22 protein-coding genes are annotated in these 25,318 nt (G+C 71.9%); 16 read left to right on the top strand and 6 right to left on the bottom strand.

Features of this window, described 5'->3' with window-relative positions; all coding sequences use genetic code 11:
- Nucleotides 1–57: 57 nt before the first annotated feature.
- Nucleotides 58–1,242, bottom strand: a complete 1,185-nt coding sequence (locus ACZ7GX_RS09925) for a PQQ-dependent sugar dehydrogenase (protein ID WP_498774833.1) — start codon at nt 1,240–1,242, stop codon at nt 58–60.
- Between the two features lie 10 nt (nt 1,243–1,252).
- On the bottom strand, nt 1,253–2,122 hold the full coding sequence (locus ACZ7GX_RS09920; protein ID WP_498774831.1) for an alpha/beta fold hydrolase: 870 nt from the start codon (nt 2,120–2,122) through the stop codon (nt 1,253–1,255).
- 30 nt (nt 2,123–2,152) lie between these two features.
- Here ACZ7GX_RS09920 and ACZ7GX_RS09915 point away from each other — a divergent pair, with 30 nt between their 5' ends.
- The 3 genes from ACZ7GX_RS09915 (at nt 2,153) to ACZ7GX_RS09905 (ending at nt 4,119) form a co-directional block, all read left to right on the top strand.
- Nucleotides 2,153–3,067: a 2-hydroxyacid dehydrogenase gene (locus ACZ7GX_RS09915; protein ID WP_498774829.1), complete on the top strand. Its 915-nt coding sequence runs from the start codon at nt 2,153–2,155 to the stop codon at nt 3,065–3,067.
- A gap of 72 nt (nt 3,068–3,139) precedes the next feature.
- Nucleotides 3,140–3,874, top strand: coding sequence for a DoxX family protein (locus ACZ7GX_RS09910; RefSeq protein ID WP_498774827.1), 735 nt, complete (start codon nt 3,140–3,142; stop codon nt 3,872–3,874).
- On the top strand, nt 3,874–4,119 hold the full coding sequence (locus ACZ7GX_RS09905; RefSeq protein WP_498774825.1) for a hypothetical protein: 246 nt from the start codon (nt 3,874–3,876) through the stop codon (nt 4,117–4,119). Before ACZ7GX_RS09910 ends, ACZ7GX_RS09905 begins: the two co-directional genes overlap by 1 nt.
- 57 nt (nt 4,120–4,176) lie before the next feature.
- On the opposite strand, the gene ilvD is transcribed toward ACZ7GX_RS09905, so the two are convergent.
- From ilvD to ACZ7GX_RS09890, 3 genes are all read right to left on the bottom strand, one after another.
- The gene (gene ilvD, locus ACZ7GX_RS09900; protein ID WP_498774823.1) at nt 4,177–6,021 is read right to left on the bottom strand and encodes a dihydroxy-acid dehydratase; all 1,845 of its coding nucleotides are present in this window, start codon (nt 6,019–6,021) and stop codon (nt 4,177–4,179) included.
- A gap of 82 nt (nt 6,022–6,103) precedes the next feature.
- Complete coding sequence (locus ACZ7GX_RS09895) at nt 6,104–6,538, bottom strand: vitamin K epoxide reductase family protein (protein ID WP_498774821.1); 435 nt, start codon at nt 6,536–6,538, stop codon at nt 6,104–6,106.
- Nucleotides 6,535–6,984 (bottom strand): PH domain-containing protein, encoded by a 450-nt coding sequence (locus ACZ7GX_RS09890; RefSeq protein ID WP_498774819.1) that lies wholly within the window; start codon nt 6,982–6,984, stop codon nt 6,535–6,537. Before ACZ7GX_RS09890 ends, ACZ7GX_RS09895 begins: the two co-directional genes overlap by 4 nt.
- Before the next feature lie 287 nt (nt 6,985–7,271).
- Here ACZ7GX_RS09890 and ACZ7GX_RS09885 point away from each other — a divergent pair, with 287 nt between their 5' ends.
- The 13 genes from ACZ7GX_RS09885 to cimA all read left to right on the top strand — a co-directional run bounded on the left by ACZ7GX_RS09885 (nt 7,272) and on the right by cimA (nt 24,661).
- Nucleotides 7,272–9,110: an acetolactate synthase large subunit gene (locus ACZ7GX_RS09885; RefSeq protein ID WP_498774817.1), complete on the top strand. Its 1,839-nt coding sequence runs from the start codon at nt 7,272–7,274 to the stop codon at nt 9,108–9,110.
- Nucleotides 9,111–9,116: 6 nt separating this feature from the next.
- Nucleotides 9,117–9,623: an acetolactate synthase small subunit gene (gene ilvN / locus ACZ7GX_RS09880; RefSeq protein ID WP_077009444.1), complete on the top strand. Its 507-nt coding sequence runs from the start codon at nt 9,117–9,119 to the stop codon at nt 9,621–9,623.
- A 31-nt stretch (nt 9,624–9,654) separates the two neighbouring features.
- Complete coding sequence (gene ilvC / locus ACZ7GX_RS09875; RefSeq protein WP_498774814.1) at nt 9,655–10,668, top strand: ketol-acid reductoisomerase; 1,014 nt, start codon at nt 9,655–9,657, stop codon at nt 10,666–10,668.
- 63 nt (nt 10,669–10,731) lie between these two features.
- A complete protein-coding gene (locus tag ACZ7GX_RS09870; protein ID WP_396541985.1) occupies nt 10,732–11,001 on the top strand; it encodes a DUF397 domain-containing protein in 270 nt (89 codons plus the stop codon).
- A 210-nt stretch (nt 11,002–11,211) separates the two neighbouring features.
- Entirely contained in the window at nt 11,212–11,826 is a 615-nt protein-coding gene (locus tag ACZ7GX_RS09865) for an RNA polymerase sigma factor (RefSeq protein WP_498774811.1), read from the top strand.
- The gene (locus ACZ7GX_RS09860) at nt 11,819–12,892 is read left to right on the top strand and encodes a CU044_5270 family protein (RefSeq protein ID WP_498774809.1); all 1,074 of its coding nucleotides are present in this window, start codon (nt 11,819–11,821) and stop codon (nt 12,890–12,892) included. Before ACZ7GX_RS09865 ends, ACZ7GX_RS09860 begins: the two co-directional genes overlap by 8 nt.
- 322 nt (nt 12,893–13,214) lie before the next feature.
- Nucleotides 13,215–14,804, top strand: coding sequence for a phosphoglycerate dehydrogenase (serA, locus tag ACZ7GX_RS09855; protein WP_498774807.1), 1,590 nt, complete (start codon nt 13,215–13,217; stop codon nt 14,802–14,804).
- A 317-nt stretch (nt 14,805–15,121) separates the two neighbouring features.
- On the top strand, nt 15,122–18,412 hold the full coding sequence (locus tag ACZ7GX_RS09850; protein ID WP_498775212.1) for a S8 family peptidase: 3,291 nt from the start codon (nt 15,122–15,124) through the stop codon (nt 18,410–18,412).
- 228 nt (nt 18,413–18,640) lie between these two features.
- Nucleotides 18,641–19,678, top strand: coding sequence for a 3-isopropylmalate dehydrogenase (locus ACZ7GX_RS09845; RefSeq protein WP_073891631.1), 1,038 nt, complete (start codon nt 18,641–18,643; stop codon nt 19,676–19,678).
- Nucleotides 19,679–20,142: 464 nt separating this feature from the next.
- Nucleotides 20,143–21,150, top strand: a complete 1,008-nt coding sequence (locus tag ACZ7GX_RS09840) for a FecCD family ABC transporter permease (RefSeq protein WP_498775209.1) — start codon at nt 20,143–20,145, stop codon at nt 21,148–21,150.
- Nucleotides 21,150–21,887, top strand: a complete 738-nt coding sequence (locus ACZ7GX_RS09835; protein WP_498774805.1) for a heme ABC transporter ATP-binding protein — start codon at nt 21,150–21,152, stop codon at nt 21,885–21,887. The genes ACZ7GX_RS09840 and ACZ7GX_RS09835 overlap by 1 nt, the downstream gene beginning before the upstream one ends.
- A 13-nt stretch (nt 21,888–21,900) precedes the next feature.
- Nucleotides 21,901–22,878 (top strand): ABC transporter substrate-binding protein, encoded by a 978-nt coding sequence (locus ACZ7GX_RS09830; protein WP_498774803.1) that lies wholly within the window; start codon nt 21,901–21,903, stop codon nt 22,876–22,878.
- Nucleotides 22,879–23,065: 187 nt separating this feature from the next.
- The gene (cimA, locus tag ACZ7GX_RS09825) at nt 23,066–24,661 is read left to right on the top strand and encodes a citramalate synthase (RefSeq protein WP_498774801.1); all 1,596 of its coding nucleotides are present in this window, start codon (nt 23,066–23,068) and stop codon (nt 24,659–24,661) included.
- Here cimA and ACZ7GX_RS09820 read toward each other — a convergent pair.
- Complete coding sequence (locus ACZ7GX_RS09820; RefSeq protein WP_498774799.1) at nt 24,642–25,271, bottom strand: S1 family peptidase; 630 nt, start codon at nt 25,269–25,271, stop codon at nt 24,642–24,644. The genes cimA and ACZ7GX_RS09820 overlap by 20 nt on opposite strands.
- Nucleotides 25,272–25,318 lie beyond the last annotated feature (47 nt).

Below are 25,318 nucleotides of genomic sequence, written 5' to 3'. Positions count from 1 at the left end.
CCGGACCGCGACACCCGACCGGACCGCGACACGCCACCGCACCGCGAGGCCCGGACGTCAGTCCTTGCCGCCGACGGGGCCGCCCTGGCGCACGATGATCACCACGCGGTCGTCGCTGGAGACCGGCGCGCCGCCCTGGTTCTTGTTCACCGTGCCGGCCAGCGCGGTCGTGTCGTCCAGCATCAGCAGCGGACCGAGGCGGCCGAAGCCGTCCTCGCCGTGCATGCTCGCCTCGGGCTTGCCGGTGAAGCTGCCGTCCGGGTTCATCGGCAGGTTGAGCACGCCCGGGGTGGCGCTCGCGGCCACCATCACGGCGTTCGAGAACGACGCGCAGCCGGCGACGCCCGGGCGCTCGGGCCACGACCACGCCGGGTCGCCCAGCGCCTTGCCCGGCTCGACCCGGTACAGCAGGTCGGCGGTCGCGCCCGCGTCGGTCACCCACGCCTTCGTGCCGTCGCCGGACACGCACAGCCCGCCGGGCGACTTCAGGCCGCTCGCCAGCACCCGCGAGCCCGCCGTCGGGTTGCCGCGCGCGGGCTGGCCCGTGGCGTCGATCCGCAGCACCTTCCCGGCCAGCGAGTTCGGGTCGGCCGCCGCGCCGGGGTTGCCCGCGTTGCCCGTGGCCACCAGCAACGCGCCGGTGCGGTCGTAGGCGAGCACGCCCCGGTTGCCGGTCGGGCCCTTCGGGATGCCGGTCAGCACGGGCTTGGGCACGTCGCCCGGCGCGATCCGCAGCACCCGGTTGTCGGTCGCGGTGGTCACGTACACGAAGACCAGCTGGTCCTCGGCGTACGTCGGCGACAGCGTGAGCCCGGTGAGCCCGCCGTCGCCCGCCGCGTCCACCTCGAGCTTCGCCACCTCGACCGGGTCGACGTCCTTGGTCACCTTGAGCAGCCGCCCGGTGGTGCGCTCGGTGGCCAGCGCCGTCACCGCGCCGGTGGTCTGGTTGACGTCGGTCAGCGCCACGCCGGAGATCGGGTTCAGGCACGTGCCGACCACGGCGGGGTTGAAGTCCTTGCAGCCCTGCGGCGGTGGCACGGGCGTCGGCTGCTGACCGGGCTGCTGGCCGCCGACGGGACCCTTCGGCAGCTCGCCGGGCAGCTCGGGCACCGGCCCGGCCTGCGGCGTCAACTGCTGGGCCGCGCTCCACCCGGCCGGTCCCGGCTGCTCGGGGAAGCTCGCGCAGCCCGCGGCCAGCAGGCCGAGGGCCGAACCGATCAGCACTCCACGCAGTCGCGACACGAGACCCAGGTTAAGCGCGTGGCCGTGAACGCGAGGTGAGCGGCCCTTCCACGTCCTCGTGCACGGCCCGGCGCACGGCGTCGGCCCGGTCGAGCAGGAGCTCCAGCTCCTCCGCCACCACCCGCGGGTCCTCCAGCGGGAGGAAGTGCGTGTTCGGCAGCACCCGCACCCTGGCCTGCGGCAGGGCGGCGACGGGGCCGAGCACGCCGTCGGCCGAGGCCAGGAAGTCGTACCGGCCCGCCAGCACCGTTGTGGGGCACGTCACGCCGGTCAGGTCGAGCCGGGGCGTGCGGCCCAGCGCCAGCGCGAGGGTGAGGTACCAGCCCCAGTCGTGCCGGAGGTAGCGGCGCAGCGACCCGAGCAGCGGCCCGCCGACGTCCGGCACCGGCACGCGGTGCAGCACGGCGTCCAGCAGGGGCGCGGCGGCCTTCAACGCCGTCAGCCCGCCCACGCCGAGCAGCCGCCGCACCGGCTCCGGCACGCCGGGGATGCCGAACACGCTCGCGAACGTGTCGCCCGGCGCGCCCGTGACCAGCAGCAGGCCGCTCACCCGGTCCGGGTGCCGCAACGCCAGCGCGGCGGCCACCGTCACGCCCATCGACCAGCCCATCACCACGCACCGCTCGACGCCGCCGTCGTCCAGCACAGCCAGCGCGTCGGCGACGTGGTCGGCCAGCTCGACGCGGGACGGGTCGGCCGGCCGGTCCGAGTCGAGGGTGCCGCGGTGGTACCAGCCGTGCACGCGGGCCGACGGCAGCTCCGGCCACGCCGTCGGCACGGCGCCGAGGCCGTGGCTGAGCAGCACGTCCGGCCCGTCCGCGTCGGTGCGCCACAACCTGATCCGCGTGCCGTCCGCGGAGAAGATGTCGTGCTCCCGCATGGCGGCAAGTGTGCCGTAACGTGCGGTCCCGTGAGCCTCACCGTGCTGGTCCCCGACGACCTGGGTGTCCGCGTGCTGTCCGACGTGGAGGGTGTGCGGCCCGTCCGCTACGAGCCGGGGCAGCCGCTGCCCGCCGAGGCCGCCCACGCGGAGGTCCTGGTGCCGAAGTTCCTGCTGGGCACGGACCCGCGCGACGTGTTCGGCCGGCTGCCGGCGCTGAAGCTGGTGCAGCTGCTGTCGGCGGGCGCCGAGCGGTTCATCGGCGTCGTACCCGATGGTGTGATGCTGTCGACGTGCCGCGGCGCGCACGGCGGCAGCACGGCGGAGTGGGCGATCGGCGCGCTGCTCGCGATCTACCGGGACTTCCCGGTGTTCGAGCGGGCCAGGCAGGAACGCCGCTGGGACTACCACCTCACGGAGACGTTGCAGGGCAAGGAGGTGCTCGTGGTCGGCGCGGGCGACCTCGGCGAGCAGTTCCGGCGCAGGCTGGAGCCGTTCGACGCGACCGCGACCCTGGTCGGCCGCACCGCCCGGCCCGGCGTGCACGGCGTGGACGAGCTGCCCGACCTGCTCGGCCGGTTCGACGCGGTGCTGGTCGTGGTGCCGCTGACCGAGGAGACCACCGGGATGGTGGACGCGAAGTTCCTCTCCCGGATGAAGGACGGCGCGATCCTGGTCAACGCGGCGCGCGGCGCGGTGGTCGACACCGGCGCGTTGATGGCCGAGCTGTCCTCGGGGCGGCTGCGCGCGGCGCTGGACGTGACCGACCCGGAGCCGCTGCCGTCGGACCATCCACTGTGGACCGCGCCGGGCCTGTTCCTCACGCCGCACGTGGCCGGCAGCTGCACGGGCCACGCCGAGCGCGCGTACGCCGTGGTGGCCGCCGAGGTCGACCGGTTCGCCCGCGGCGAGCGGCCGCGGAACCTGGTCAAGGGCGACTATTAGCCCATTCGGGTGAATTCGGTCGGCTGAACGGACGCTCGCGGACGTCGTCCGAACCTCCTAACGTGCGGGTGCGTGGCTACTCACGACGACCGCTCGAGGACATCTGGCGGCTACTCCGACGACGGGTTCTACTCGACGAGTGGCGTTGGCGGAGGAGTTCACCACTTCGACGACGGCACGCGGACGATCGACGGCGACGCGTTCGGCAAGGACACCAAGGGCTTCGACGCCTCCGGCTACACGCCGATCGCGGACTTGGAGGACAAGCCCGCTTCCCACTACGACACGTTCGAGGACGAGGACGAGCGCAAGCAGTTCGGCTGGAGCGCCAGTGCCGACATCGGCCTGCTGGTGCTGCGGCTGGCGCTGGGCGGCGCGTTCGTCATGCACGGCCTGCAGAAGGTGTTCGGCCTGTTCGGCGGGCCGGGCATCGACGGGTTCGCCCAGTACCTCCAGTCCACCGGGTTCCGCGAGGCCCGGATCCTGGCCTGGGTCACCGGCATCACCGAGCTCGGCGGTGGTGCCCTGCTCATCTTCGGCCTGTTCACGCCGCTCGCGGCGGCCGGTGTGCTCGGCGTGATGGCGAACGTCATCGCCCTGAAGTACCGGGGCGGCTTCTTCGCGCCCAACGGCGTCGAGCTGGAGGCGGTGTACGCGGCGATGGCGTTCGCGACGCTGTTCGCCGGCCCCGGCCGGGCCGCCCTGGACTACAACCGCAGCTGGTTCCGCCACCCGCTGCTGTCCGGTTTCATCTGCCTGGTGATCGCGGCCGGCGCCACCGCGGCCACGCTCTACGTCTTCCGGTAGTGGACCAGCGGGTCGTGGTGGCGGGCTTGCAGCTCGCGCTCGTGGTGGTCGGGGTGCCGGTGGTCTACCTGGTCGCGTTCCCGATCGGCCTCACCGCGCGCTCGCTGCTGCCGCCCGTCGGGTTGCTCGCGGGCCTGGTCGTGGGCGGGTTGGTGGCCACCAGGGCGCGAAGACCCGTCGTCGGGCCGCTGGCCGGGTGGGCGGTGTTCCTCGCCGCCCTGGCCGCGGTCCGGCTGCTCGGCTAGGCCGTCGACCAGCGAAAACCCGGCCGGTGAAGGATGTCCGGCCGGGTTTTCCCGCACCTACTTGTTCACGTCCCGCACCGCGCCCGTGGATGCGTCCGTCGCCATCCGGGCGTAGGCGCGCAGCGCCGCGGTCACCGGGCGGACCCGGTCGACCGGCTGCCACGGCCGCTCCGACGCCTCCACCTTGGCCCGCCGCTCGGCCAGCGTGGTCTCGTCCACCAGCAGCTCCAGCCGCCGCTCGTGAACGTCGATCAGGATCCGGTCGCCGTCCTGGACCAGGCCGATCACGCCGCCGCCCGCCGCCTCCGGCGAGACGTGGCCGATCGCCAGGCCCGACGTGCCGCCGGAGAACCGGCCGTCGGTGATCAACGCGCACTTGCGGCCGAGGCCCGCGCCCTTCAGGAACGCGGTCGGGTGCAGCATCTCCTGCATGCCCGGCCCGCCCGCGGGGCCCTCGTAGCGGACCACGAGCACGTCACCGGGCTGGATCTCCTTCTTCAGGATCGCCGAGACGGCCTCCTCCTGGGACTCGACCACGCGCGCCGGCCCCTCGAAGTGCCACAGCTCCTCGTCGATGCCCGCCGCCTTGATGATCGCGCCGCGCTCGGCCAGGTTGCCCCGCAGCACGGCCAGGCCGCCGTCCTTGGTGTACGCGTGCTCGACGTCGCGGATGCAGCCGCCCGCCGCGTCCGTGTCCAGCTTCGACCACCGGTTGGACGTGGAGAACGCCTGCGTCGTGCGCACACCGCCCGGCGCCGCGTGGAACAGCTCGACGGCCCGCGGCGACGGCGACGGGGCCCGCACGTCCCACTCGCCCAGCCACGACGCCAGGTCCGGGCTGTGCACGGTGTGCACGTCCTCGTTGAGCAGGCCGGCCCGCCACAGCTCGCCGAGCAGGGCCGGGATGCCGCCCGCCCGGTGCACGTCCTCCATGTGGTAGTCCGAGTTCGGCGACACCTTCGACAGGCACGGCACGCGGCGGCTCAGCGCGTCGATGTCGGCCAGCGTGAAGTCGATCTCGCCCTCGCGCGCGGCGGCGAGGATGTGCAGCACGGTGTTCGTGGAGCCGCCCATCGCCATGTCCAGCGCCATGGCGTTCTCGAACGCCTTGCGGTTCGCGATCGAGCGCGGCAGCACCGACTCGTCGTCCTGCTCGTAGTACCGCTTGCACAGCTCCACGACCGTGCGGCCGGCCTCGGCGAACAGCTCGCGGCGCGCGGCGTGCGTGGCCAGCGTGGAGCCGTTGCCCGGCAGCGCGAGGCCCAGCGCCTCGGTGAGGCAGTTCATCGAGTTCGCGGTGAACATGCCCGAGCACGAGCCGCAGGTCGGGCACGCCGACCGCTCGACCTCGGCCAACCCGGCCTCGTCCACGTCCGGCGAGGCGGACGCGGAGATCGCGGTGATCAGGTCGGTCGGCGCGACGGCGACGCCGTCCACCACGACCGCCTTGCCCGCCTCCATCGGCCCGCCCGAGACGAACACCACGGGGATGTCGAGCCGCATCGCCGCGTTGAGCATCCCGGGCGTGATCTTGTCGCAGTTGGAGATGCACACGATCGCGTCGGCCTGGTGCGCGTTGACCATGTACTCGACGGAGTCGGCGATGATCTCCCGCGACGGCAGGGAGTAGAGCATCCCGCCGTGGCCCATCGCGATGCCGTCGTCGACCGCGATGGTGTGGAACTCGCGCGGCACCCCGCCGGCCTCGCGGATCGCCTCGGCCACGATGTCCCCGAGGTCGCGCAGGTGCACGTGCCCCGGCACGAACTGCGTGTAGGAGTTGGCGATGGCCACGATCGGCTTGCCGAAATCGCTGTCGGTCATGCCGGTCGCGCGCCACAGCGCGCGTGCGCCCGCGGCGTTGCGGCCGTGGGTGGTGGTGCGGGAACGGAGCGGTGGCACGGCTCCTCCAGAGGTCTTTGCCAAGAAGAGAATCGCGAACGACGCGCGCGGGGTGTGGGGCGCGGAAAGCGGGAGCGGTGCCTCAGAGATTACTCCGCCGCAACGCCCCGACGACCAGCACGGCGGCGAGCGCGAGCGTGATGACGTGCACAGCCGTGCACCACAGGCAGATCTTCCCGATCAGCAGGAACTCGGCGGCCACCAGGTACACCACGAACAGCACGCCGACGCCGACGGACACCAGCCGCGCCCAGTGCAGCGCCTCGTTGCGCCAGGCGAACGGCAGGCAGGCCACGGTCATGAACGCGAAGAACACCAGGCCCAGCACCGCGACCGGGATGCCGAACAGCTCCGACTGCTCGCTGGTGGTCACCGTGCCGCAGTCGATCACCTCGCCCTCGGCGCACAGCAGCGCGCCCGCGCTGAAGTGCGCGACGGTGAGGTAGGCCGAGACCGCGAGCCCCGCCAGCGACAGCACCAGGCTGAGGACGGGCACCCACTGTGTGCGAGAACTCACCCGTCGGACTTTACGGGCGGCGGCGTTTCGTCCTGGTCAGGCCCGGCGGGCTCCTCCTCGGCCGCCGCGTCCTCGGGCACGGCCGTCGGATCGGCCACCCGACCGCCGCTGACCTGCGACAACACCGGCAGGTGCGCGGCGCGCACGGCGGGCAGCCGGACGAGCGAGCCGTCCGCGAGCACCGCCGACAACCACCCCTTCGGGACCACCTTGATCGCCTTCACGTCCGACCACGGCACCTCGCGCGCGCCGAACGTGCCGCGCGCCACGATCCGCTCGCCGTCCACGGTCGTCCGGTTGCGCAGCACCCACCACGCGAACGCCGCCGGCAGCAGGTAGAGGACCTGGAGACCCGGCACGCCCCACGCGACGGGCGTCGCGCAGATGGCCGCGGACCCGGCCGCGAGCAGGGCCGGTGTGGGGATGCGGAACACGACTTTCGGCACGAATCGAGATGCTGCCACCCATCGTCCGAGCGGGTGACTCCGGCCCGCGTCCACGCACGTGCGGGCTTCCACCATCCGGGAGTGCCGTCCCGCACAGTTGACGCTCCACCTCCTTGACGGTTAACGTCAGCCCCATGCAGCGCAACCTCGTTCTCGTACTTCCCAGGCGCGTCGACGCCTAGGCATTCGAGCTTGCGTCGACGCGCGACCCTCGTGCGACCCGTTCGGGTTGGCGAGGGTTTTTTCGTGCCCGGACCGTGCATTCTCCTTACCCACGAGGCAGACAGATGACCAGCGCAACCTCGCGACCGGCTCCCGGGGAGTCGTCGTCGCCCCGCCCTGGACCGCGGCCGAAACCGGCCCCGCCGAGCGGCGCTCCCATCCGCGTGACCGGTGCCCAGTCCCTCGTCCGCTCGCTGGAGGCAGTGGGCTGCGAAGTGGTCTTCGGCATTCCCGGCGGCACGATCCTGCCTGCCTACGACCCCCTCCTCGACTCCACCAAGGTGCGCCACATCCTGGTCCGCCACGAGCAGGGCGCGGGCCACGCCGCCACCGGGTACGCCCAGGCCACCGGCAAGGTCGGCGTCTGCATGGCGACCTCGGGGCCGGGTGCGACGAACCTCGTCACGCCCCTCGCGGACGCCAACATGGACTCCGTCCCGGTGGTCGCCATCACCGGCCAGCAGTCCCGCCCGCTGATCGGCACCGACGCGTTCCAGGAAGCCGACATCTGCGGCATCACGATGCCGATCACCAAGCACAACTTCCTCGTCACCGACGCCGCGGACATCCCGCGCGCCATCGCCGAGGCGTTCCACCTGGCCGCCACCGGCCGACCCGGCCCCGTCCTGGTGGACATCCCCAAGGACGTGCTGCAGGAGATGACCTCGTTCTCCTGGCCGCCGGAGCTGCGCCTGCCCGGTTACCGGCCGACGACCCGGCCGCACGGCAAGCAGGTGCGCGAGGCCGCGAAGCTGATCGCCGCGGCCCGTCGCCCCGTCCTGTACGTCGGCGGCGGCGTGATCAAGGCCGAGGCGTCGGCCGAGCTGCTGGAGCTGGCCGAGTCCACCGGCATCCCGGTGGTGACCACGCTGATGGCGCGCGGCGCGTTCCCCGACTCGCACCCGCAGCACATGGGCATGCCCGGCATGCACGGCACGGTCGGCGCGGTCGCCGCGATGCAGAAGTCGGACCTGCTGATCGCGCTGGGCGCGCGGTTCGACGACCGGGTCACCGGCCAGCTGTCCACGTTCGCGCCGGACGCGCAGGTCGTGCACGCCGACATCGACCCGGCCGAGATCTCGAAGAACCGCCGCGCGGACGTGCCGATCGTGGGCGACTGCAAGGAGATCATCCGCGACCTGGTCGACGCGGTGCGCGCGGAGAAGGAGAACTCGGCCCGCACGGTCGACCTGGCGCCGTGGTGGGAGCAGCTCGACGCGCTGCGCGAGACGTTCCCGCTGGGCTACGACTGGCCCGAGGACGGCACGCTGTCCCCGCAGTTCGTGATCGAGCGGATCGGCCTGCTGACCCCGCCGGACACCCTGTTCACCGCGGGCGTCGGCCAGCACCAGATGTGGGCCGCGCAGTTCGTGAAGTACGAGCGCCCGCGCACGTGGATCAACTCCGGCGGCCTGGGCACGATGGGCTACGCGGTCCCCGCCGCGATGGGCGCGAAGGCCGGCGTGCCGGACGTCCAGGTGTGGGCGATCGACGGCGACGGCTGCTTCCAGATGACCAACCAGGAGCTGGCCACCTGCGCCATCGAGGGCATCCCGATCAAGGTCGCGGTCATCAACAACGGCAACCTGGGCATGGTCCGGCAGTGGCAGACGCTGTTCTACGGCGAGCGCTACTCCAGCACCGACCTGGGCACGCACAAGCACCGCATCCCCGACTTCAAGCTGCTCGCCGAGGCCTACGGCTGCGCCGGCCTGCGCGCGGAGTCGCGCGAGCAGGTCGACCCGGTCATCCAGCAGGCCATGGAGATCAACGACCGGCCGGTCGTCATCGACTTCGTGGTCGGCAAGGACGCCCAGGTGTGGCCCATGGTGGCCGCCGGCACCGGCAACAGCGAGATCATGGCCGCGCGTGGCATCCGCCCGCTGTTCGACGAGGACGAGTGACCCCTGATGACTAGGCACACCCTGAGCGTTCTGGTCGAGGACAAGCCCGGTGTCCTCGCCCGTGTGGCGGGTCTGTTCTCGCGGCGCGGCTTCAACATCGAGTCGCTGGCCGTCGGCCGCACCGAGCACCCGGACATCTCCCGGATGACCATCGTGGTGTCGGTCGAGGAGCTGCCGCTGGAGCAGGTCACCAAGCAGCTCAACAAGCTCATCAACGTCATCAAGATCGTCGAGCTCGAGCCCGCCGCGTCGGTCCAGCGGCAGCTCCTGCTCGTCAAGGTGCGCGCCGACGCGACGGTGCGCAGCCAGGTCCTCGAGACGGTGCAGCTCTTCCGCGCGAAGGTCGTCGACGTCTCCCCGGAGGCGGTCACCGTCGAGGCCACCGGCACGTCTGAGAAGCTCGACGCGCTGCTGCGGATGCTGGAGCCCTACGGGCTCCGCGAGATCGTCCAGTCCGGCATGGTCGCCATCGGCCGTGGCGCCCGCTCCATCACCGCGACCGCGGTGCGCTGATTTTCCAGTTCCGAGGAAGGAAGTACCACCAGTGAGCGTCGAGATCTTCTACGACGACGATGCCGACCTGAGCATCATCCAGGGGCGCAAGGTCGCGGTCATCGGCTACGGCAGCCAGGGTCACGCGCACGCGCTGAGCCTGCGCGACTCGGGCGTCGACGTCCGGATCGGCCTGCCCGAGGGCTCCAAGTCCCGCGCCAAGGCCGAGGAGGAGGGCCTGCCGGTCGGCACGCCCGCCGAGGTCTCCGCCGAGGCCGACCTGATCATGATCCTGGCGCCGGACACCGCGCAGCGGCACATCTACGCCAACGACATCGCGCCGAACCTGAAGGACGGCGACGCGGTCTTCTTCGGCCACGGCTTCAACATCCGCTACGGCCTGATCACCGTGCCGTCCAATGTGGATGTCGCGATGGTCGCGCCGAAGGGCCCCGGCCACCTGGTGCGCCGCCAGTTCGTCGACGGCAAGGGCGTGCCCGCGCTGATCGCGGTCGAGCAGGACGCCTCCGGCACCGCGCAGGCGTTGGCGCTGTCCTACGCCAAGGGCATCGGCGGCACGCGCGCGGGCGTCATCAAGACGACGTTCAAGGAGGAGACCGAGACCGACCTGTTCGGTGAGCAGGCCGTGCTCTGCGGTGGCACGTCCGCGCTGGTGCAGGCCGGTTTCGAGGTGCTGACCGAGGCCGGTTACGCGCCCGAGGTCGCCTACTTCGAGTGCCTGCACGAGCTGAAGCTCATCGTGGACCTCATGTACGAGGGCGGCATCGCCCGGATGCGGTACTCGATCTCCGACACCGCCGAGTTCGGCGACCTCACCCGCGGCCCGCGCGTCATCACGGCGGGGGTCAAGGAGGAGATGCGCAAGATCCTGGGCGAGATCCAGGACGGCACCTTCGCCACCGAGTGGGTGAACGAGGACGACGCCGGCCGCGGCAACTACAAGAAGTTGCAGCAGGAGGGCGAGCAGCACCCGATCGAGGAGGTCGGCAAGAAGCTGCGCGGCCTGATGTCCTGGGTCGACCGCCCCATCACCGAAACGGCGTAAGATCAGCGGTTTTTTCACCCGGGCCCGCGGTTTCGACCGCGGGCCCGGGTATACCTAGGCCCCATGACCGACAGCGCGCCCATCTACGACGACAAGGCCCACGTCCGGGGCAACCTCGACCTCGGCGGAGCCGAGTGGATCCGCAGCGACGAGGGCGCGGAGGACGAGGAGGAGCACGTCGAGATCGCGTTCGTCGAGCACACCGACGGCGTGACCTACACGGCGATGCGCAACTCCGCCCACCCCGACGGCCCGGTCCTGGTGTTCACCCCCGCCGAGTGGGAGGCCTTCATCCTCGGCGTCAAGGACGGCGAGTTCGACGAACCCTGGTGACGCGCCACCCGCGCTCCCAGCCTCCGAACCGCGCGCGTCCCGCGTTCCCGCCGCGCGTGTCGAACGTTCAGGACGGCCGTGCCGAACGTTCGCGTACCCCGAGTCCACCGTTCCCGTCGGCGGCGCGGTCGTGGTGCCCGCCGGTGGACGGGGTGTCGCAGGACACGTCGGTCCCGTGAAGGGCCCGGTGGCCCGCGGGCAAGTAGGGGCATGACGAGGACGACTGCGAGCGCGGCGGGGCCTGGCCCGGGGCCGCCGCTCGACGACGACCCGGACCTGTCGGGGCCGGATCCGGGAGCGGTGTTCGGGCGGCTCTTCGACGACCACGCCGGGTCGCTGCACGCCTACCTGGCCCGTCGGGTCGGGGACCAGACCGCCGACGACCTGGTGTCGGAGACGTTCCTGGTGGCGTTGCAGCAACGGCACACCTACGACCCGGAACGCGCCGGCGTGCGGCCGTGGTTGTACGGGATCGCCAGCAACCTGCTGCGGCGCCACGTGCGGCAGGAGGTCCGGGGCTGGCGCGCCAGGGCCCGGGTGGCGGGGTCGGAACGGGCGCAGGCGGAGTCGCCCGAGGTGCGCACGACCGAGCGGGTCACCGCGCAGCAGCGGATCCGGCGGCTGGCCGGCGCGCTGGCCGCGCTGGAACCGGGGGACCGGGACGTGCTGCTGCTGACGTCATGGGGTCACCTGAGCTCGACCGAGGTGGCCCAGGCCCTGGGCATCCCGGTGGGCACGGTCTACTCGCGCCTGCACCGGGTGCGTCGGTGGCTGCGATCACACGGTTCCGGTGCGACCGGTGGAGCGGAGGACGGCGATGCGTGAAGGGGATCGGGGCGGGGTCCGGCAGGTGTGGACCGAGGACGAGCTCGACCGCGCGCTGACCGGGCTGTACCTGGAGGTCGAGACCGATCAACGGGGTCTGGCCGGGGTGCGTGAGCACGTGGTGGCGGCGGCGGACGGCCAAGCCGGGCCGCGGCCGGGCCAGGTCGAGGCAGGGGAGGGAAGGCGGCGGCCGTTGCGCCGATGGTTGGCCGCGGCGGCCGCGGTCGCGGTGCTCGTGACCGCGGGCGTGCTCGCGCCGACGGTGTTGTTCTCCGACAGCACCGCCACGGCGCAAGCGCGGGAGGCGTTGACCAGCGCCGCCGACCTCGCCGCACGGGCCGAGGACCCGGTGCTGACCGACGGCCGGTACCGCTACGTGGCCACCCACGCCTGGTGGATGAGGACGACGGGCACGGAGGGCGAGAGCTTCTCCTTCCTCAACGAGAACGTCGTCGAGACCTGGATCCCCGCCGACCCGGGCGGGGAGTGGCTGCGGCGACGCGGGGAGACCGGCAACCGCAAGTGGGTCGTGGGCACCGAGGCCGAAGCCCGTGCGGCGGGGGCCGTCATCGAGGAGCTGCCGTGGCCGGAGCAGCGCGCCAAGGGCGGCGTCTTCACCGCGGGGGCCCCCGAGCACGGCAACTGGCAGTTCCCCGAGCCGGAGTTCCTCGCCGGCCTGCCCACCGACCCCGAGCGGCTGTACGAGCGGTTGCGCCAGGACAGCGGGGGCGGGAAGCGATCGCTGGTCTACGCCGCCGACGCGTTGCGCACCGGTCTGCTGCCCGCCGCGGCCCGCGCGACCCTGCTGCGGGCGTTGACCCACCTGCCCGGACTGGACGTCACGGATGACGCCGCCGACCTCGACGGCCGCCGGGGCGTGGCGCTGGGCATCTCCGAGGACGGGGAGCGCCAGGAGATCATCATCGACCCCGGCACGGGCGAGGTGATCGGGGAGCGCACGGTGTCCGACTCGATGTTCGCCGGCATCCCGAGGGGCACCGTCACCGGCTACTCCTCCACCACCACGGCGGTGGTCGACGGCATCGGGACCAAGCCGACCCGTTGATCCGGTGGCAGCCCGGTGGTGGGCGCGGACCCGAGCCCACCACCGGGCTGTCGTCGGTCGGTCGACGGTCGGGGCACCGGCGGACTTCGCCGAGGGGCGACCGCCCCGGCACCGGGCCCTCCCCGCGCGACCGGGGCGCTTCGCGGGACGCGCGTACCGTGTTCCAGCAGGTGAAACGGGGCACCCGGGTGTCAACCGCCGGGCGGGTGCTGACTATGCTCGTTAACAACCCGGACACATTGCCGTGGCCGGCCGGCGCGGGTGACGACCTGCTCGACGGCCCCGCGCTCCCCACCCGTTCACACCTCCGGGAGCGACGTCCGTGACCAAGCCCGTTGTCCTCATCGCCGAGAAGCTCGCACCGTCCGTTCTCGACGTCTTCGGTGATGGCATCGAGGTGCGCCACGTCGACGGCACCGACCGTCCCGCGCTGCTCGAAGCCGTCGCCGACGCCGACGCACTCCTGGTCCGCTCCGCCACCAAGGTGAACGCCGAGGTCTTCAAGGCCACCACCAAGCTGAAGGTCGTCGCCCGCGCGGGCGTCGGGCTCGACAACGTCGAGGTGCCCGCCGCCACCGAGCGCGGCGTCATGGTGGTCAACGCGCCCACCTCCAACATCGTCAGCGCCGCCGAGCACGCGGTCGCCCTGCTGCTCGCCACCGCGCGCCAGATCCCGGCCGCGCACGCCACGCTGCAGAACCACGAGTGGAAGCGCAGCAAGTTCAACGGCGTCGAGGTCCAGGGCAAGACCGTCGGCGTGGTGGGGCTGGGCAAGATCGGCCAGCTGTTCGCCGCGCGCATCGCGGCCTTCGGCACCGAGCTCATCGCCTACGACCCGTACGTCAGCGCCGCCCGCGCCGCGCAGCTCGGCATCGAGCTGGTGACGCTGGAGGAGCTGCTGGAGCGCGCCGACTTCATCTCCATCCACCTGCCGAAGACCCCGGAGACCAAGGGCCTGATCGGCGCCGAGCAGCTGGCCAAGGCCAAGCGCGGCGTGATCATCGTCAACGCCGCCCGCGGCGGTCTGGTCGACGAGGAGGCGCTGGCCGAGGCCGTGAAGGAGGGCCAGGTCGGCGGCGCGGGCATCGACGTGTTCTCCACCGAGCCCACCACCGAGAGCCCGCTGTTCGGCCTGCCGAACGTCGTCGTAACGCCGCACCTGGGCGCGTCGACGACGGAGGCGCAGGACCGGGCGGGCACGGACGTGGCCAAGTCGGTGCTGCTCGCGCTGGCCGGCGACTTCGTGCCGGACGCGGTGAACGTGCAGGGCGGCGGCGTGGTCGGCGAGGAGGTCCGCCCGTACCTGCCGCTGGTGCAGAAGCTGGGCACGGTGGTCGCGGCGCTGAGCGCGAAGGCCCCGACGAGCGTCACCGTCGAGGTGCGCGGCGAACTGTCCAACGAGGACGTCGCGGTGCTGCCGCTGGCCGCGCTGCGCGGCGTGTTCTCCAGCGTGGTCGAGGAGCAGGTCACCTTCGTCAACGCGCCCGCGCTGGCCACCTCGCTCGGCGTGAGCGTCGACCTGCTCAAGGAGCCGGAGAGCGCCAACCACCGCAGCCTGGTCACGGTGCGCGCGGTGCAGGCGGACGGCGCGGTCATCACGGTGTCCGGCACGCTCACGGGGCTGGACCAGGTCGAGAAGCTGGTCGGCATCAACGGCCGCGGCTTCGACCTGCGCGCCGAGGGCAACGTGCTGCTGCTGGAGTACCCGGACCGGCCGGGCGTGATGGGCGCGGTCGGCACGCTGCTCGGCGAGGCGGGCGTGAACGTCGAGGCCGCCCAGATCAGCCAGACCAAGGACGGCGCGGACGCGTTCATGCTGCTGCGCGTCGACCGCCCGGTGGACACCGCGGTGCTCGACCCGATCGGCGCGGCCGTCGGCGCGCGCACGGTGCGCTCGGTCAACTTCGAGTGATCGGCTAGTCCCCGAAACGGAGTAACGCCGCCGAGACCTGTCGATGTATATCGTCGCAGGTCTCGGCGGCGTCACAGTTAACCGTTAGTTGTCAAAACTGTGGTTGCCGTCACTCGTATGGGCTAACTGATCAGCTCGATCGAGCGATTAGGTTCCTCGCACGAGGTTGACCCGGTGCCGTAGAGGGCACGGCACCACGCGGGCAGTGCCCCCACTGGAGAAGACGCTGCCTGCCCGGTCGAATCCGACCTCGCTTGGGGCACGTTGTGAGCCGATCTCGCGTTTTCGCCAGATCTGCCGTACCGGTGTTGGCCGCGATGCTCGTCGCCGGGTCCACCGCCGGTACCGCACTGGCCGCGGAAGATCCACTGGCACCGTCCGTCGCGAACGCGCGCGGTCTGGATGCGGGCAAGTTGCAGTTGAAGGTGTCCGACCGGCTGACGGCCGCCAAGGGCAGGGTCACCGCGTTCGTGGAGTTGGAGGCCAAACCGGCCGTCGACGCGTTCGCCGAGCAGACCAGCCAGGGCGCCACGAAGCAGCAGGCCAAGGACGCCGCCAAGGCCACGAAGAACGACACCGGCCGGGTCACCGACGTCGTCGTCGACGCCTTGAAGGGCAAGGACTCCGCCACCAGGGAGCTGTTCCGCACCGCGAACGGCGTGCCCGGTGTGGTCGTGCAGGCCGACGCCGCGAAGGTGCGCGAGCTGGCCCAGCGCGCGGACGTGAAGTCCGTGCGCACCGTGGTGCCGAAGAAGCGCCAGAACTCCAGCGCCGTGCAGCTGACGAACACGCTCAAGGCGTGGCAGGAGTACGGCAAGCTCGGTGACGACACCCGCGTCGGCATCATCGACACGGGCATCGACTACACCCACAGCGACTTCGCGGGCCCCGGCACCATCGAGGCGTTCCAGGCGATCGACGAGACCAAGGTCGACGCCTCGTACTTCCCGACCGCCAAGGTGGTCGGCGGCTACGACTTCGTGGGCAACGCCTACGACGGCGAGAGCGACGACCCGGCGATCAACACCCCGAAGCCGGACCCGAACCCGCTCGACTGCAACGGCCACGGCTCGCACGTCGCCGGCACCGCCGCGGGCTTCGGCGTCAACGCCGACGGCTCCACCTTCAAGGGTGACTACACCAAGCTCACCCCCGAGGCGCTGGACGCGATGCGCATCGGCCCCGGCACCGCGCCGAAGGCCCTGCTGTTCGCGCTGAAGGTGTTCGGCTGCGAGGGTTCGACCAACGTCACCGCGCAGGCCCTGGACTGGGCGCTCGACCCCGACGGCGACGGCGACTTCTCCGACCACCTCGACGTGGTCAACCTGTCGCTCGGCTCGGACTACGGCGCGCCGGACGACCCGGACAGCCTGTTCGTGCGCAAGCTCAACGCCTCCGGCGTGCTGACCGTGTTCTCCGCGGGCAACGGCGGCGACCTGTACGACATCGGCGGCTCGCCGGGCAGCACCCCCGAGGCGCTGACCGTGGCCAGCACCCGTGACGCGTACGTGCTGCGCGACGCGGTCGAGGTCACCGCGCCCGCCGGCTCCGCCGGGTCGAAGCCCGGCCAGTACAGCGTGGCCTACAACTACGAGGGCGCGAACGTCAGCGGCTCCGTCGTGGCGATGAGCGACGCGGCCAACAAGGACGGCTGCCTGCCGTTCTCGGCCGCGGACAAGGCCGCCGTCGCGGGCAAGATGGTGTGGCTCGAGTGGGACGACAACGACGCCACGCGTCGCTGCGGCTCGGTCGGCCGGAGCAACAACGCCACCGCCGCGGGCGCCATCGGCGCGCTGTTCACCTCGAACCTGGAGCACTTCAACGCGGGCATTTCCGGCAACGCGGCGATCCCGGTGTTCCAGCTGACCGGCTCGGCGACCGCGGCGCTGCGCCCGGCGCTGGCCGCGGGCACGCTGGCCGTCCGCCAGGCGGGCGACCTGCGCACCTCGCTGCCCACCTACGACCAGTCCATCAGCGACACCCCGAGCTCGTTCACCTCGCGTGGCGTGCGCGGCCCGGTCGTGAAGCCGGACGTGGCCGCGCCCGGCGACTCCATCGCCTCCGCGCTGGTCGGCTCGGGCAACAAGACGATGGTCAACTCGGGCACGTCGATGGCCGCGCCGCACATCGCCGGCATCGCCGCGCTCGTGCGCCAGGTCCACCCGGACTGGACGACCGAAGAGGTCAAGGCCGCCGTCATGAACACCGCGGGCCACGACGTGAAGGCCGACGGCAAGACCTACGCGCCCAACCGCGTCGGCGCCGGCCGCGTCGACGGCAAGGCCGCGGTCGAGAACCAGGTCCTCGCGTACGTGCAGGACAACCCGGGCTCGGTGTCGGCGTCGTTCGGCACGGTCGAGGTGGCCGCGCCGGTCAGCCTCACCAAGACCATCAAGGTGGTCAACAAGTCCACCAAGTGGGTCGACTACACCGTGGGCTACGAGGCGCTGACCCAGATCCCGGGCGTGCGCTACGAGCTGTCCGCGAACACCGTGCGGCTCAGCCCGCGCGGCATCGCCCGGATCACCGTGACGCTGAAGATCGACGACCCGGCGGCGCTGCGCAAGACCGCCGACCCGACGATCGAGGCGAACCACCTCGACGTGCCGCGCCAGTACCTGGCCGACGCGTCGGGCCGGGTCGTGCTCACGCCGAAGTCCGGTTCCGCGGTGTCCCTGCGGGTGCCGGTGTACTCCGCGCCGAAGCCGGTGGCGGACATCGCCGTGGCCAACGGCGTGCGGGTCAACGGCAAGGGCCAGGGCGTGCTGAACCTGACCGGCCGGGGCGTCGACCAGGGCGCCTACCGGTCCCTGGTGAGCGTGCTGGAGCTGCAGGCGTCCTCGCCGCAGCTGCCCGAGTGCCGCCGCAACGTCACCGACAACTGCGTGCTGAACGACACCGCCAAGGGCGGCGACCTGCGGCACGTGGGCGTGGCCTCGACCGCGCCGCTGGCCAAGGCGCAGGGCAGGCCGCAGGACGCGATGCTCGCGTTCGGCCTCTCCACCTGGGGCAACTGGTACAACCTGGGCAGCAACACCATCCCGTTCGTCGACGTCGACACCAACGGTGACGGCACGTTCGACTACGAGGTCTACGCGACCAAGCTGACCGACACCGACCTGCTGGTCGCGGCCACGGTGGACCTGAACACGGGCGCCACGGTCGACCTCCAGGGCGTCAACGGCCAGTTCGGCGACGTCGACACCAACGTGTTCGACACGAACGTGGTGGTCCTGCCCGTGCTGCTGTCGGCGCTGGGCATCGACGCCTCGGCGGACACGTCGCGGATCAGCTACCAGGTCGGCGTGGCCGGGTACTACGTGGCCCCGGGCTCGTCCAACGGCCTGGTCGACGCGATCGCGAGCCCGCTGTCGTTCGACCCGCTCAAGCCGGGCCTGTGGGTGCAGGGCGGTGGCGACCCCGCGCTGTCCTACCTGGCGCGTCCGGCCACCGCGCTGGTGGTCAACCACGACGCCGAGGCCGCGGCGGCCGACGGCGCGGACAGCCTGCTGGTCCTGCACCACCACAACGCCTCGGGTGACAAGGCGGACGTGGTGAAGGTGCGGGCGAGGTCGACGGTCGGCGTGGCCGTCCGCCCAGTGGCCTGATCGTCGTGCACCGCTCTGGCCGGTCGGGGGTTGCCCCGGCCGGCCAGAGCCGTTTAAGCGCATCGGGTGACGCCCGAACGGGTGCACTGGACCGTTCGGGTGTCCCGCAGTCCGGGAGACATGACCACGGAGGGGTGTTCCGAGTGCGGTTTCACGGCCTCGGACCGGTAGCCTTTCGCAATGGAAACTAGTCCCGTGCAATGGGACTGATACCTGGGAGGTGTGTGGATGCGGCTCGCAGTGATCCCAGGAGACGGGATCGGGCCCGAGGTCGTCGCCGAGGCCCTGAAGGTGCTCGGTGAGGTCGTTCCAGCGGCTGAGATCACCCGCTACGACCTCGGCGCGGCGCGCTGGCACGCCACAGGTGAGTTGCTGCCGGAGTCCGTGCTCGGGGAACTCCGCCAGCACGACGCGATCCTGCTCGGCGCCGTGGGCGACCCGTCGGTGCCGAGCGGAATCCTGGAACGCGGCCTGTTGCTGCGGCTCCGGTTCGAGCTCGACCACCACGTGAACCTGCGCCCGGCCCGGCTCTACCCCGGTGTGCGCAGCCCGATCGCCGACCCGCCCGAGATCGACATGGTGGTGGTGCGCGAGGGCACGGAGGGGCTGTACGCCGGCAACGGCGGCCTCCTGCGCAAGGACACGCCGCACGAGATCGCGACCGAGGTGTCGATCAACACGTCGTTCGGCGTGGAGCGGGTGGTGCGCGACGCGTTCGCCCGTGCCGCGAACCGGCCGCGCAAGCACCTCACGCTCGTGCACAAGACCAACGTGCTCACGCACGCCGGGTCGTTGTGGTCGCGCGTGGTGGAGGAGGTGTCGTTGCAGCACCCCGACGTGACGGTGGCCTACCAGCACGTGGACGCGGCGACGATCCACCTGGTCACCGACCCGGGCCGGTACGACGTGATCGTGACGGACAACCTGTTCGGCGACATCCTGACCGACCTGGCGGCGGCCGTGACCGGCGGCATCGGGCTGGCGGCGTCGGGCAACCTCGACGTGACCAGGCGCAACCCGAGCATGTTCGAGCCGGTGCACGGCAGCGCGCCGGACATCGCCGGGCAGGGCATCGCCGACCCGACGGCCGCGGTGCTGTCGGTGGCGCTGATGCTCGACCACCTGGGCGAGTCGGAGGCGGCGCGGCGGATCGAGGCGTCGGTGGCGTTCGACCTGGCCACCCGCGACCACTCGTCGCCGGGCGCGACCTACGCGGTGGGCGACCGCCTGGCCGCCCTGGTCTCCTCGAACGTGAGGACGGCCTAGCCGCGAGCGCACTACGTGATCAGGGCCACCACGGCGACGTCGTGGTGGCCCTGACCGCGTCACGGGCCGTAGGGTCGCCGGAGCCGCCCGTGGGGGAAGTCCGGTCGAATTCCGGCGCTGACCCGCAACGGTAGGCCGGACGTCGTGCTGCACGACGTCCGGCGAGCCCGATCACCCGTGGGCGGTGGGAAGAAGCTCCAACTCCTGCCGTGGTCTGCGGGACGGGTGCGCCGGCCTGCCGCGAGCGGGTGCGGGTGGCCGGTCTGGGCCACCCGTCCGAAAGGCGACCGGTGACCTCCACCAGCAACCGGGGCAACACCGACCACACCCCGCCGCCGACACCGCCCACCGCGCCGACACCGCCTACCCCGATTACCTCGGCGGCACCGGGCACCGCGCCGACCCGCCGCCGCCCACCGACGCCGAGCACCCCGTCGGCACCTCGTCGGCCGCCCACCGGGGGCCTGTGCCTGGTCCTCGCCGCCGTCCTCGCCGCCTCGGTCGTCGCCGGCGTCGCGCTCGGACCGGTGAGCATCCCGTTCGGCGACGTCCTGCGCTTCCTCGCCGCCGCGCTCACCGGCGGCACGATCGACGCCGCCGAAGCGGGCCCCTACCGGATCGTCTGGGACATCCGCCTGCCCCGCGTCCTGCTCGCCGCCGTCGTCGGCGCGGGCCTGTCCGTGGTCGGCGTCGCCATCCAGGCCATGGTCCGCAACGCCCTGGCCGACCCGTACGTGCTGGGCATCTCCTCCGGCGCGAGCGTCGGCGCCACCGCCGTCGTGACCACGGGCCTGTTCGCCTCGCTCGGCATCTACGCCCTGTCCACGGCCGCGTTCCTCGCCGCGCTCGCCGCGATGGCCCTGGTCTACGTGGTCGCCGGCCGCGACCTCGCCCCGCTGCGCCTGGTCCTCACCGGCACCGCCCTGGCCTACGGCTTCTCCGCCGTCGCCATGCTGCTGGTCTTCCAGTCGCCACGCGGCGAGGCCGCGCGCGCCGCGATGTTCTGGCTGCTGGGCAGCCTCGGCGGCGTCACGTGGGGTTCACTGCCCGTCGCCGCGGCGGTCGTGCTGGCCGGCGTCGCCTACCTCCGGACCCGCGCCAAGCACCTCAACGCCCTCTCCATGGGCGACGAGACCGCCACCACCCTCGGCATCGACGTCTCCCGCACCCGCAAGGCGCTGTTCGGCGTCACGGCCGCCATGACCGGCGTGCTGGTCGCGGTCAGCGGCGCGGTCGGGTTCGTCGGCCTCATGCTGCCGCACCTGGTCCGCCTCACGGTCGGCGCGGACCACCGCAAGGTGCTCGCCGTCGCACCGCTCGCGGGCGCGTGCTTCCTGATCTGGGTGGACGTCGCCGCACGCCTGCTCGCCGCGCCCGAGGAGCTGCCGCTGGGCGTCATCACGGCCGCGCTGGGCGTGCCGTGCTTCATCCTGCTGATGCGCCGCCGCGGCTACGTGTTCGGCGGCCGCTGATGGACGTCCGGCTCGAAGACCTCACCGTCACCGACATCCTGCACGGCGTCGACCTGCACGCCCCGGAGCACGAGGTGCACGGCATCGTCGGACCCAACGGCAGCGGCAAGTCCACTGCGCTGCGCTGCGTGTACCGGGCGCTCGCGCCGTCCGGGGGAGTGGTCCGCCTCGGCGGCCGGGACGTCGCCGCGATGAAGGTCCGCGACACCGCCGAGCACCTCGCCGCGCTCACCCAGGACAGCCACGTCGAGTTCGACTTCACCGTCACCGAGGTCGTCGCGATGGGACGCCTCCCGCACCGCGGCACGCCCGAGCACGACGACGAAGTGGTGGCCGGAGCACTGTCCCGCGTGGACGCCTCGCACCTCGCCCACCGGGGCTTCCTCAGCCTGTCCGGCGGCGAGCGCCAGCGCGTCCTCATCGCACGCGCCCTCGCCCAGCAGCCGAAGGTGCTGGTCCTGGACGAGCCCACCAACCACCTCGACATCAGCCACCAGCTCGCCGTCCTGTCGCTGGTCCGGAGCCTGCACGTGACCGTCCTCGCGGTCCTGCACGACCTCAACCTCGCCGCCGCCTACTGCGACCGCCTGCACGTGCTCGACCACGGCCGCGTGGTGCGCAGCGGCACACCGGACGAAGTGCTCACCCCCGAGGTGCTGCGCGAGGTCTTCGACGTCCGGGCGCACGTCGTCCGCCACCCCACCAGCGGCGCGCCCCAACTGCTGTTCGAACACTAGGGAGCCCACCGAAGTGAAGAAGCTCGTCGCCCTCGCCCTCCTCCTCACGACGGGCTGCGGCGCGCAGATCGCGCCCACCGCCGCCACCGACAGGGTCACCGTCACCAACTGCGGCCAGGAGGTCTCGTACGCGAAACCGTCCCGTGTGGTCACCAACGACACCGGCATCGCCGAGCTCATGTTCGCGCTCGGCCTCGGCGACCGGATGGCCGGTTACGTGATCGGCGGCGGCCAGGCGCGCGACGTCGCCTCCTCACCGTGGAAGGCGGACTTCGACCGCGTGCCCAACCTCGGCGAGCAGATCACCAAGGAACTCGTCCAGGGCGCCAAGGCGGACTTCGTGTTCGCGGGCTGGAACTACGGCTTCTCCGAGGCGACCGGCTTCACCCCGGACGCCCTCGCCGACCTCGGCATCGCCACCTACCAGCTCACCGAGGCGTGCCGCAACGGCGTCGGCAAGCAGCGCGGCATCATGCCGCCGCTGGACGCCCTCTACACCGACCTGCGCAACCTGGGCCGCGTGTTCGGCGTGGAGCGGAAGGCCGAGGACCTGATCGCGGGCTACCGCGAGCAGGTGCGGGACGCCGAGCAGCTGGTCGGGCAGCACCGGCCGAAGGTCTTCCTCTACGACAGCGGCCTCGACCAGCCGTTCACCTCCGGCCGCAACGCCGCGCCGCACGACATCATCGGCAAGGCCGGCGGCGACAACGTCTTCGGCGACCTCGACGACAGCTGGACCACGGTCGGCTGGGAGGCCGTCGTCGACCGCGCGCCGGACGTCGTGCTGATCAACGACTACGCCGACGGCGAGGCGACGACACCGGACGAGAAGCGGGCGTTCCTGGAGTCCTACCCGCCGCTCGCCGACGTGCCCGCCATCAAGGCGAAGCGGTTCTTCGTGCTGCCGTACGCGGCCCTGGTGGAAAGCCCGCGCAACCCGGCCGCCATCGCCGCGTTCGCGAGGTTCCTGGCCGATAGCTACCACCCATAGTGTGGGACAACCCGTCCGTGGCTTGGTATCCGCGGACGGGTTGTGGCACCATCGGCCCGTGGCTCTCCACACCGTGATCATTATTTCTGAGCGCGTCGGGTAGTGCTTCCTCGAAGCACCCGGCGCGCCGACCTCTCGCATCCTGCGGGGGGTCTTTTTGTTTTCCAAGATCTCTAGGAGCCCTCTCGTGACCCCCCTCGGCGATTCATTCCACGTCTTCGACACGACCCTGCGGGACGGTGCCCAGCGCGAGGGCATCTCCTACTCGGTCAACGACAAGCTGGCCGTCGCCCGCCTGCTCGACTCGCTCGGCGTCGGCTTCATCGAGGGTGGCTGGCCGGGCGCCATGCCGAAGGACACGGAGTTCTTCGCCCGGGCGGCGGAGGGGGAGCTCACGCTCAAGCACGCGCAGCTCGTCGCGTTCGGCTCGACCCGCAAGGCGGGCGTCAAGGTCGAGCAGGACGCGCAGGTCAGGGCCCTGCTGGAGGCCCGGACGCCGGTCGTGACGCTGGTCGCCAAGTCCGACCGCAGGCACATCGAACGGGCCCTGCGCACGGACGTGGCGGAGAACTGCGCGATGGTCCGCGACACCGTCGCGTTCCTGGTGAACGAGGGCCGCCGGGTCTTCGTCGACGCCGAGCACTTCTTCGACGGCTTCGCCTACGACCCCGACACCGCGCTGCGCGTGCTGGAGTCCGCAGTGGAGGGTGGCGCGGACGTCGTCGTGCTGTGCGACACCAACGGCGGCCGGCTGCCCCTCGGCCTGGCCGAGACCGTCGCCGACGTCATCGCCCGGACGGGCTTCCGGGTCGGCATCCACTGCCAGGACGACACGTCCTGCGCGGTGGCCAACACCGTCGCCGCGGTGCAGGCGGGGGCGACCCACGTCCAGTGCACCGCGAACGGCTACGGCGAGCGAGCGGGCAACGCGGACCTGTTCGCCGTCGTCGGGAACCTCGTGACCAAGCTCGGCCTGCAGGTGCTACCGCACGAGTCGCTGGCCGAGCTCACCCGGGTCTCCCATGCGCTGGCCGAGATCGCGAACATCGCACCCGACACCCACCAGGCCTACGTCGGGTCGTCGGCCTTCGCCCACAAGGCGGGGCTGCACGCGAGCGCGATCAAGGTGGATCCGGAGCTGTACAACCACATCGATCCGGACACCGTCGGCAACGACATGCGGGTGCTGGTCACCGAGATGGCGGGTCGGGCCAGTCTCGAGCTCAAGGGACGTGAGCTCGGGATCGACCTGACCCGCCGGCCCGAGGCGCTCACCAACGTGGTGCGCAAGGTGAAGGAGCTGGAGGCGGGCGGCTGGTCGTTCGAGGCCGCCGACGCCTCCCTGGAACTGCTCCTCAAGGCCGAGCTGTCCGATCTGGACGCGCCACCGTTCGTGCTGGAGTCGTACCGCGTGGTGCTCGACCACCACCAGGACGGCTCGATCGTGTCCGAGGCCACGGTCAAGGTGCACGTGGCGGGCGAGCGCGTCATCGCCACCGCCGAGGGCAACGGCCCGGTGCACGCGCTGGACGCCGCGCTGCGCAAGGCGCTCCTGCCCCACCTGTCGTGGTTGGACGCGGTGGAGCTGAACGACTACAAGGTGCGCATCCTGACCGATCAGCACGGCACCGACGCCGTCACCCGCGTCCTCGTGGAGTCCACCGACGGCGAGCGCGAGTGGACCACCGTGGGCGTGCACGGCAACATCGTCGAGGCCAGCTGGCTCGCCCTGTGCGACGCGCTCGTGCACAAGGCGCTGCGGGTCAGCCCGTCACGAGCGTGAGGCGCTCGGCGGCCAGGACGCGGTTGAGCGGCTCGAAGTAGGACGAGCCGCCGACCGAGCAGTTGCCGCTGCCGCCCAGCGAGTGGCCCTGGGCCTGCGAGCCGGTGAAGATCGGGGCCCACTGGTCGCCGGGCTCGGTGCACACGTTCGCCCGCGTCAGCCCGTAGACGACCCCTTCCGGGTAGTTGACCGTGACGTTCTTGGCCTGCACGGTGCCGCACCGCAGCCCGGTGGTGCGGCCCGCCGCGCACACCGACCCGCCGACCGGCGTCTCCGCCGAGCCGGTGATGACACCGGTGCGCCCGGCGATGGTGGGCCGCTGGACCCAGGCGGCGGTGTTCGTGATCCGGACGATCGCGTAGGTCGTCCGGACCGCGACCACCGGACCTATGTCCACCATGTTGGGCCCGCGGACGACCGTGCCGACGATCCCGCACGACGGCGGCACGATCAGGAAGCCGCGGGCGTTGAAGCCGTTGGCGCAGCGCCCGCCGTTGTACGCGTAGAGGGGCGTGCCCGCTTCCAGCGGGGTCGGCAGGGCGGCGGTGGTCGCGGCGGCCGGCGCGGCGGCGGCGACGAGCAGGGTGAGCACGAGCAGCAGGGTTCGCATCCCTCCGACGCTAGGCACGCACGGTGGGGATTCAAGCCGCCGGTTAG

The sequence above is a fragment of the Actinosynnema sp. NPDC037264 genome (assembly GCF_055603705.1).
This window is presented reverse-complemented; position numbering and strand designations above follow the sequence as displayed.

Excerpts from the sequence above, each read along its gene's own strand:
- ACZ7GX_RS09920 (WP_498774831.1), bottom strand. The coding sequence starts at position 2,122 with ATGCGGGAGCACGACATCTTCTCCGCGGACGGCACGCGGATCAGGTTG.
- ACZ7GX_RS09885 (WP_498774817.1), top strand. The coding sequence starts at position 7,272 with ATGACCAGCGCAACCTCGCGACCGGCTCCCGGGGAGTCGTCGTCGCCC.
- ilvN (WP_077009444.1), top strand. The coding sequence starts at position 9,117 with ATGACTAGGCACACCCTGAGCGTTCTGGTCGAGGACAAGCCCGGTGTC.
- ACZ7GX_RS09870 (WP_396541985.1), top strand. The coding sequence starts at position 10,732 with ATGACCGACAGCGCGCCCATCTACGACGACAAGGCCCACGTCCGGGGC.
- ACZ7GX_RS09865 (WP_498774811.1), top strand. The coding sequence starts at position 11,212 with ATGACGAGGACGACTGCGAGCGCGGCGGGGCCTGGCCCGGGGCCGCCG.
- ACZ7GX_RS09860 (WP_498774809.1), top strand. The coding sequence starts at position 11,819 with ATGCGTGAAGGGGATCGGGGCGGGGTCCGGCAGGTGTGGACCGAGGAC.
- ACZ7GX_RS09850 (WP_498775212.1), top strand. The coding sequence starts at position 15,122 with ATGCTCGTCGCCGGGTCCACCGCCGGTACCGCACTGGCCGCGGAAGAT.
- ACZ7GX_RS09845 (WP_073891631.1), top strand. The coding sequence starts at position 18,641 with ATGCGGCTCGCAGTGATCCCAGGAGACGGGATCGGGCCCGAGGTCGTC.
- ACZ7GX_RS09835 (WP_498774805.1), top strand. The coding sequence starts at position 21,150 with ATGGACGTCCGGCTCGAAGACCTCACCGTCACCGACATCCTGCACGGC.
- ACZ7GX_RS09820 (WP_498774799.1), bottom strand. The coding sequence starts at position 25,271 with ATGCGAACCCTGCTGCTCGTGCTCACCCTGCTCGTCGCCGCCGCCGCG.